The 7,153-nt window shown below is 60.3% G+C and carries 2 protein-coding genes and 3 rRNA genes (1 of these 5 cut by a window edge); 2 read left to right on the top strand and 3 right to left on the bottom strand.

Features of this window, described 5'->3' with window-relative positions; translation table 11 throughout:
- Positions 1–198: 198 nt before the first annotated feature.
- Positions 199–3,048 carry a TonB-dependent receptor gene (locus BCV67_RS07825; protein WP_062167366.1) on the top strand — a complete coding sequence of 950 codons (2,850 nt, stop codon included), beginning with the start codon at positions 199–201 and terminating at the stop codon, positions 3,046–3,048.
- A 479-nt stretch (positions 3,049–3,527) separates the two neighbouring features.
- Positions 3,528–4,604 (top strand): alpha/beta fold hydrolase, encoded by a 1,077-nt coding sequence (locus BCV67_RS07830; RefSeq protein WP_062167368.1) that lies wholly within the window; start codon positions 3,528–3,530, stop codon positions 4,602–4,604.
- A 419-nt stretch (positions 4,605–5,023) separates the two neighbouring features.
- On the opposite strand, the gene rrf (BCV67_RS07835) is transcribed toward BCV67_RS07830, so the two are convergent.
- From rrf (BCV67_RS07835) to BCV67_RS07845, 3 genes are all read right to left on the bottom strand, one after another.
- Positions 5,024–5,138: ribosomal RNA gene (gene rrf, locus BCV67_RS07835) — 5S ribosomal RNA — on the bottom strand.
- 131 nt (positions 5,139–5,269) lie between these two features.
- Positions 5,270–5,384 (bottom strand): 5S ribosomal RNA (gene rrf / locus BCV67_RS07840).
- 165 nt (positions 5,385–5,549) lie between these two features.
- A 23S ribosomal RNA gene (locus tag BCV67_RS07845) occupies positions 5,550–7,153 on the bottom strand; it runs 1,275 nt beyond the window's last position.

The raw sequence follows: 7,153 nt of genomic DNA on the forward strand, positions 1-7,153 counted from the left end.
ACACGCGCAGATGGGTTGGCGGAAAGTCTGGCTTCACGCATCCATCTGTTTAGGTCATGATGCGCCCCCGCCCAAGTCGCGGCGGCCAGCGCGGCTGTGATGGCGGATGCTGTGTCCCTCCCCCAACGGTGATGCATCTGTCACGGCGCCCCACAAGGGCGCCTTTTTTGTAGTTGGTATAAAGGAAAACCGAACAAGATGTATTTGAAGTCGACCCCGCTGTGCTCCGCGATCACCCTCGCGTTGCTCGGCAGCTGCAGCCTCACCGCGTTCGCACAGGACGCGAACGAACCCACCACCCTGGACCGCGTCGAGATCACCGGTTCGCGCATCCGCCAGGCCAGCGTTGAAACCGCACAGCCGGTCATCGCCTTGAGCCGTGCGGAAATCGAAAAGAAGGGCTACGTCAACGTCGCCGACATCCTGCAGGACGTCACCGCTGCCGGTGCTCCGTCGCTGAGCCGTGCGTCGGCGCTGTCCTCCGGGCGCGACTACGGCGGCATGTTCGTCAGCCTGCGCAACCTGGGCCCGGAACGCACACTAGTGCTGATCGACGGCCGCCGCATGGGCGTAAGCGCCGGCGGCTACTCCGACGTCGGCTCGATTCCCTCGGCCATCGTAGAGCGCGTTGAAGTACTCACCGACGGTGCCTCGGCACTGTATGGCTCCGATGCCATCGCCGGCGTGGTCAATGTCATCACCCGCAAGAACTTCGACGGCGGCAACGCCAGTGCCTATGTCGGCCAGTACAGCGAAGGCGACGGCCAGAAGCGCTCCTACAGCGCCAACTTCGGCAAGACCTTTGACCGCGGCTGGTTCAGCGTCGGCGCCGAGAAGTCCAAGGAAGACCCGGTACTGGGCGGCGCGCGTGAATTCACCGCCTACCCCAACGGCCCCTACCACCCCACGGATGGCCTCAACGGCACCACCGAATGGGGCTCGGTCACCGTCGGCGGCAAGACCCTCAGTGTCGGCCCGGGGGGCGACCCTTCCAACGTCGCCAACTTCAAGCCACTCGATGAGGCGTATTACGCCAACACCAAGACCAACATGACCCTGCTCTCCTCGCTGGAGCGCAAGTCGGCCTTCGCCAATGGTGGTTTCCAGATCACCGACGATCTGCGCGTGGTTGCCGATGTGCTGTACAGCGAGCGTGAGTCGGTCAAGCAGCTCGCCGGCTATCCGTATTCGGTCTCCGCTGCGCAGGTCACCAGCGGCGCGCGTGCACCGCTGTCGGCCGGTAGCATGTTCAACCATTGGAATCAGGACCTACGCTTCTCGCACCGCACCGAGGAATACCCGCGTGCGACCAACAACGCCCTGACCACCAAGCGCGCCAGCCTTGGCCTGGAAGGCAGCTTCGAAACCGGTTCGCACTTCTGGGACTGGAACGTGAGCTATATGTACAACCGTAATGAAGGCGAGCGCCGCAGCCTGCAGAGCATGTACCAGCCGCACGTCGACCTGGCCGTGGGCCCTTCCTTCATGGACGCCAATGGCGTAGCCCGTTGCGGCAGCGTCGGCAACGTGATCGAAGGCTGCGTGCCGTGGAACCCGCTGGCACCGTCGGGCAGCAACAGCACCGGCTCGCTCAGCGACAAGGCCGTGCGTGATTACATCTTCACCCGCTTCACCGACGAGATCCGCAGCACCACCAAGGTGGCCAGCGCCAATATCTCCGGTTCGCTGGTGAGCCTGCCGGCCGGTGACATCATGGCCGCGATGGGCGTTGAACACCGCAGCGAAGAAGCCAGCTACACGCCGGACCTGATGGTGCAGAACGGCGAGATCGCCGGCACCAGCGGTGCACCAACGCGTGGCGATTACACTCTGGACGAGGTCTACCTGGAACTGCAGGTGCCCTTGCTCGCCGACCTGCCGATGGTGCGTGAGTTGTCGCTGGACCTGGCCGCTCGCTACTCCGACTACAGCAACTTCGGTGGCACCACCAACGGCAAGTTCGGCCTGAAGTGGAAGCCGATCGACACCTTGCTGGTGCGCGCCACCTACGGCACCGGTTTCCGCGCGCCGACCGTGGACGACCTCTACGGCGGCACTGTCACCACCCGCGATCGCATCACCGACCCGTGTGACCGTTCCTTCGGCGCGGCCGCACGCAACGCCGAAGTGGCAGCGCGCTGCACCGCCGCCGGCATGGGCGCAGGCTTCCGCCAGAAGACCGGCGACGGCGAGCTGGCCACCACCTCCGGTGTGCAGGCAGTCACCGACTTCACCTCCGGCGCCAACGCCAACCTGAAGCCGGAAACCGCCAAGACCTGGACCGTGGGCCTCGTCTACAGCCCGGACTTCGTCTCTGGCCTGGACCTGAGCCTTGACTGGTGGAAGATCCGCATCGACAACGTCATCGTTGGCGAGTCGGCCACCGACATCCTCAACCAGTGCTATGTACAGGGCGTCAGCTCGGCCTGTGACCGCTTCACCCGTTACAGCACCGGCGACAACAAGGGCCAGGTCAGCGGCATGAACCGCTCCTTGAACAACGCCGGCTACCAGGAAACCGCCGGCTACGATCTCGGCCTGCGTTACCGCCTGCCGGAAATGACCTACGGCCAGCTGTCGCTGCGTTGGAATACCACGTATGTGGATTACCTATCGCGCAAGAGCGACAACGTCGACACCACTCCGGTCGAGCAATCCACCGGCTGGGAAGGCAACTTCCGCGTGCGCTCCAACCTCACCATGGACTGGCAGAACGGCAACTTCGGCACGAGCTGGACCACCCGTTACTACTCCAGCATGAAGGAGAAGTGCTCCTACGACCTGGACGGTGGCCCGGAATGCAACATGCCGGACTTCCAGTCGCCATACACCGACATGCAGCCGAGCCGCAAACTGGGCTCCAACACCTTCCACGACCTGCAGGTGCGTTATGCCCTGCCGTGGGACGGCACCGTTTCGCTGGGCGTCAACAACGTGTTCAAGCATGAAGGCCCGATCATGTACAGCCAGCCGAACAGCAGCTTCACCTACTACGGTGGCTTCGACATCGGTCGTTTCATGTACATGAAGTACCAGCAGCGCTTCTGATCGTTGTAACAGCAGCGCTGGATGCCGATGACACAACCGAACATCCATAGCACTGCGTTTGAAGCCCCTCTCCCGCCGGGGAGAGGGGCCGCTTGCGAACCAGCGGTTCGCGGCCACTCGAGCGCCCTTGCCTCAGCGCAAGGGCCAAGGCGCAGAGTGGCGGTTGGGGTGAGGGCAGCTCCTAGCGCTTTGCAGCGACTGAAGTCGCACCAGCAATTTCCTTTGCGCTGAACGCCGAGGAATACGCGGTTGCAGAACCGCATGCTGCCGACACACCATCTACTTCGCGGCTCACGCCGCTCCCACAAGCAACCACACTGCACAATTCCGTGCCTGCCAATGCCTGCCTTTTCCATCCCAGCGACATCGCTCACGGCAACCCAAACACCACACAACGGTCATTCAACTGTCATCACCCTGCGGTAGATGCGCAGCGCCCTTGCAGCTAACGTGGCGATTCCCCAAAACCGGATCCCGCCATGCTTCGTTCGCTGGCGCTGGCTGGCGTCTGCGTGATGCTGGCTGGCTTTGCCCTCTCCTCTCCCATTCCGCCGCTGTCACTCAGTGAGCGATTGGCCGCACCTGGCGGCACATCACCGCTGGTCCCCACCGAGCGTATCGACGCTCTGCTCACACGCCTGCCGCATCAGCAGGGCAGTGTTGCCGGCAGCGATGGCGTTGCCCTGCACTGGGTAGCGTTCGAGCCAGGTGACTATCGGCTCGACTACCGTTACCTGGGCAAGGGCGAACGCTTCCCCGAGTTCTCGCTGGATGCCTCTACGCCCAACGTCGTAGACGCACAGCCACCGCGCGGCACGGTGATCCTGCTGCACGGCTGGATGATGGATGGTGGCTCCTTGCTGCCGTGGTCGCTGGAGCTTGCGCAGCGGGGCTATCGCACAATCGCCCTCGACCTGCGCAACCACGGCCGCTCCAGCCATGGGCTTTCCGGCTACGGCACGCGCGAAGGCAAGGACGTAGTCGCTGCACTGAAGGCCTTGAAGGCCGAAGGAAAGATCAGCGGGCCCGTGCATTTTCTTGGTGTTTCCTACGGTGCAGCGACGGCAATATTCGCCGCACGCGAACTGGGCCCGCAGCTGCGCAGCGTGGTGGCGATGGAATCGTTCGACAATGCCGGCCAGGCGATTCGCACGATGGTGCCGCATATGCTGGCCAAACCACCGGAACGTTGGAGCGATTATGTCGCGCTACCGCTGGCGCGTTGGCAATACGGCGGCCGCGGGCTCGATGAAGCCATCGCCACCACCGACCGAAAACTGGGCATAGATCTGGACAGGATCGACGTCGGTCAGGCCTTGGCGCAGGTCCCCGCCTGCGTGCTGTTGATACATGGCCGCGACGACGAGCACATTCCGGTAGCACAGGGCCGCGCACTTGCGGCGGCTGCTCCACGCGCACGCTATCTGGAGGTCCCAGCAGAAGACCATCTAAGCCTGCCGATGCGCCTGGATCGTCTATCAGGTGCAGTGAATGCATGGTTCGAGCAGGCCGATGCCAATGGTCGCTGCGCATCGACGGTAACAGCCAGCCTTTGAGTTATCGGTTGTTTTCGTGACGATTCACCAAGAGCCCCCGCGAACCCGTAGTGCCGAGCCGTGCTCGGCAACGGCCTTACCCGTAGCGTCTGCCGAGTAGCGCTTTGCCGTTGGCTTTGGCTTTTGCTTTTGCATTGGCATTGGCTCTGGCATTGGCATTGGCATTGGCTTTGGCTTTGGCTGTTGCTCTGGCTGTGGCTTAAGCCCTTCTCCCGCCTGCGGGAGAAGGGTTGGGATGAGGGGGCTCTGGCTCCAGCCTTGGCCTCTTGCTTCTGGCCACAAACCGCACCAGGCACCTACACGAGCTTCGCGGCTGACGCCGCTCTTACAAATGCGGCCGCTTGCCGGCGTCCAGATTCGCGTAGATTCCGCCCAAAGAAAAACCCCGCTGCTTCTGGCAGCGGGGTTTTGGGTTTAAATCCTGACGATGACCTACTCTCGCACAGCTTAGGCTGCACTACCATCGGCGCGGCTACGTTTCACTTCCGAGTTCGGGATGGGATCGGGTGGTTCCATAGCGCTAATTTCATCAGGAAGGCGGTGTGAGCAGCGCGGTGCGCCAGCTCCAATGCGTTTCCTTGCGGAACTAACCCAGGCAGTAAAACACCTGGCTTACATAAAAAGACAAAACCCCGCTGCGTAAGCAGCGGGGTTTTTAGATAAAACCCTGACGATGACCTACTCTCGCACAGCTTAGGCTGCACTACCATCGGCGCGGCTACGTTTCACTTCCGAGTTCGGGATGGGATCGGGTGGTTCCATAGCGCTAATTTCATCAGGGAGACAGTTGGAGCGTCGCTCGTGTTTTCTTTCTGGTGATGTGCAGGGAACTGCATTCCATCCAAGAAAGGGCCTACGGCGCCTGTCTCGCGTTTGGTCTTGTGACGTAGCGTGCAACTTGGACTCTATCGACATGTCATGTCGGCCAAGGCAACTTGAGGTTATATGGTCAAGCCACACGGATCATTAGTATCAGTTAGCTCAATACATTGCTGTACTTACACACCTGACCTATCAACCACATAGTCTATATGGTTCCTTTAGGGGGCTTGTGCCCCGGGAAGTCTCATCTTGAGGCGCGCTTCCCGCTTAGATGCTTTCAGCGGTTATCGCTTCCGAACATAGCTACCCGGCAATGCCACTGGCGTGACAACCGGAACACCAGAGGTTCGTCCACTCCGGTCCTCTCGTACTAGGAGCAGCCCCTCTCAAACTTCCAACGCCCATGGCAGATAGGGACCGAACTGTCTCACGACGTTCTGAACCCAGCTCGCGTACCACTTTAAATGGCGAACAGCCATACCCTTGGGACCGACTACAGCCCCAGGATGTGATGAGCCGACATCGAGGTGCCAAACACCGCCGTCGATATGAACTCTTGGGCGGTATCAGCCTGTTATCCCCGGAGTACCTTTTATCCGTTGAGCGATGGCCCTTCCATACAGAACCACCGGATCACTAAGTCCTAGTTTCCTACCTGCTTGATCCGTCGATCTTGCAGTCAAGCACGCTTATGCCTTTGCACACAGTGCGCGATGTCCGACCGCGCTGAGCGTACCTTCGAGCTCCTCCGTTACTCTTTAGGAGGAGACCGCCCCAGTCAAACTACCCACCATACACGGTCCCCGATCCAGATAATGGACCTAGGTTAGAACGTCAAGCACGACAGGGTGGTATTTCAAGGATGGCTCCACTGCAGCTAGCGCCACAGTTTCATAGCCTCCCACCTATCCTACACAGACGAACTCAACGTTCAGTGTAAAGCTATAGTAAAGGTTCACGGGGTCTTTCCGTCTTGCCACGGGAACGCTGCATCTTCACAGCGATTTCAATTTCACTGAGTCTCGGGTGGAGACAGCGCCGCTGTCGTTACGCCATTCGTGCAGGTCGGAACTTACCCGACAAGGAATTTCGCTACCTTAGGACCGTTATAGTTACGGCCGCCGTTTACTGGGGCTTCGATCAAGAGCTTCGCCTTGCGGCTGACCCCATCAATTAACCTTCCAGCACCGGGCAGGCGTCACACCCTATACGTCCACTTTCGTGTTTGCAGAGTGCTGTGTTTTTGATAAACAGTCGCAGCGGCCTGGTTACTGCGACCCTCTTCAGCTATAGCTCGCATGAGCCACCAAAAAGGGTGCACCTTCTCCCGAAGTTACGGTGCCATGTTGCCTAGTTCCTTCACCCGAGTTCTCTCAAGCGCCTGAGAATTCTCATCCTACCCACCTGTGTCGGTTTACGGTACGGTCTGCGTAAGCTGAAGCTTAGGAGCTTTTCCTGGAAGCGTGGTATCAGTGACTTCGCCTTAAAGGCTCGTCTCGGTGCTCGGTCTTAAAGAATCCCGGATTTGCCAAAGATTCAAACCTACCGCCTTTCCCCAGGACAACCAACGCCTGGTACACCTAACCTTCTCCGTCCCTCCATCGCACTTACGCGAGGTGCAGGAATATTAACCTGCTTCCCATCGACTACGCATTTCTGCCTCGCCTTAGGGGCCGACTCACCCTGCGCCGATTAACGTTGCGCAAGGAAACCTTGGGCTTTCGGCG

The organism is Stenotrophomonas nitritireducens (assembly GCF_001700965.1).
Classification (GTDB): domain Bacteria; phylum Pseudomonadota; class Gammaproteobacteria; order Xanthomonadales; family Xanthomonadaceae; genus Stenotrophomonas; species Stenotrophomonas nitritireducens_A.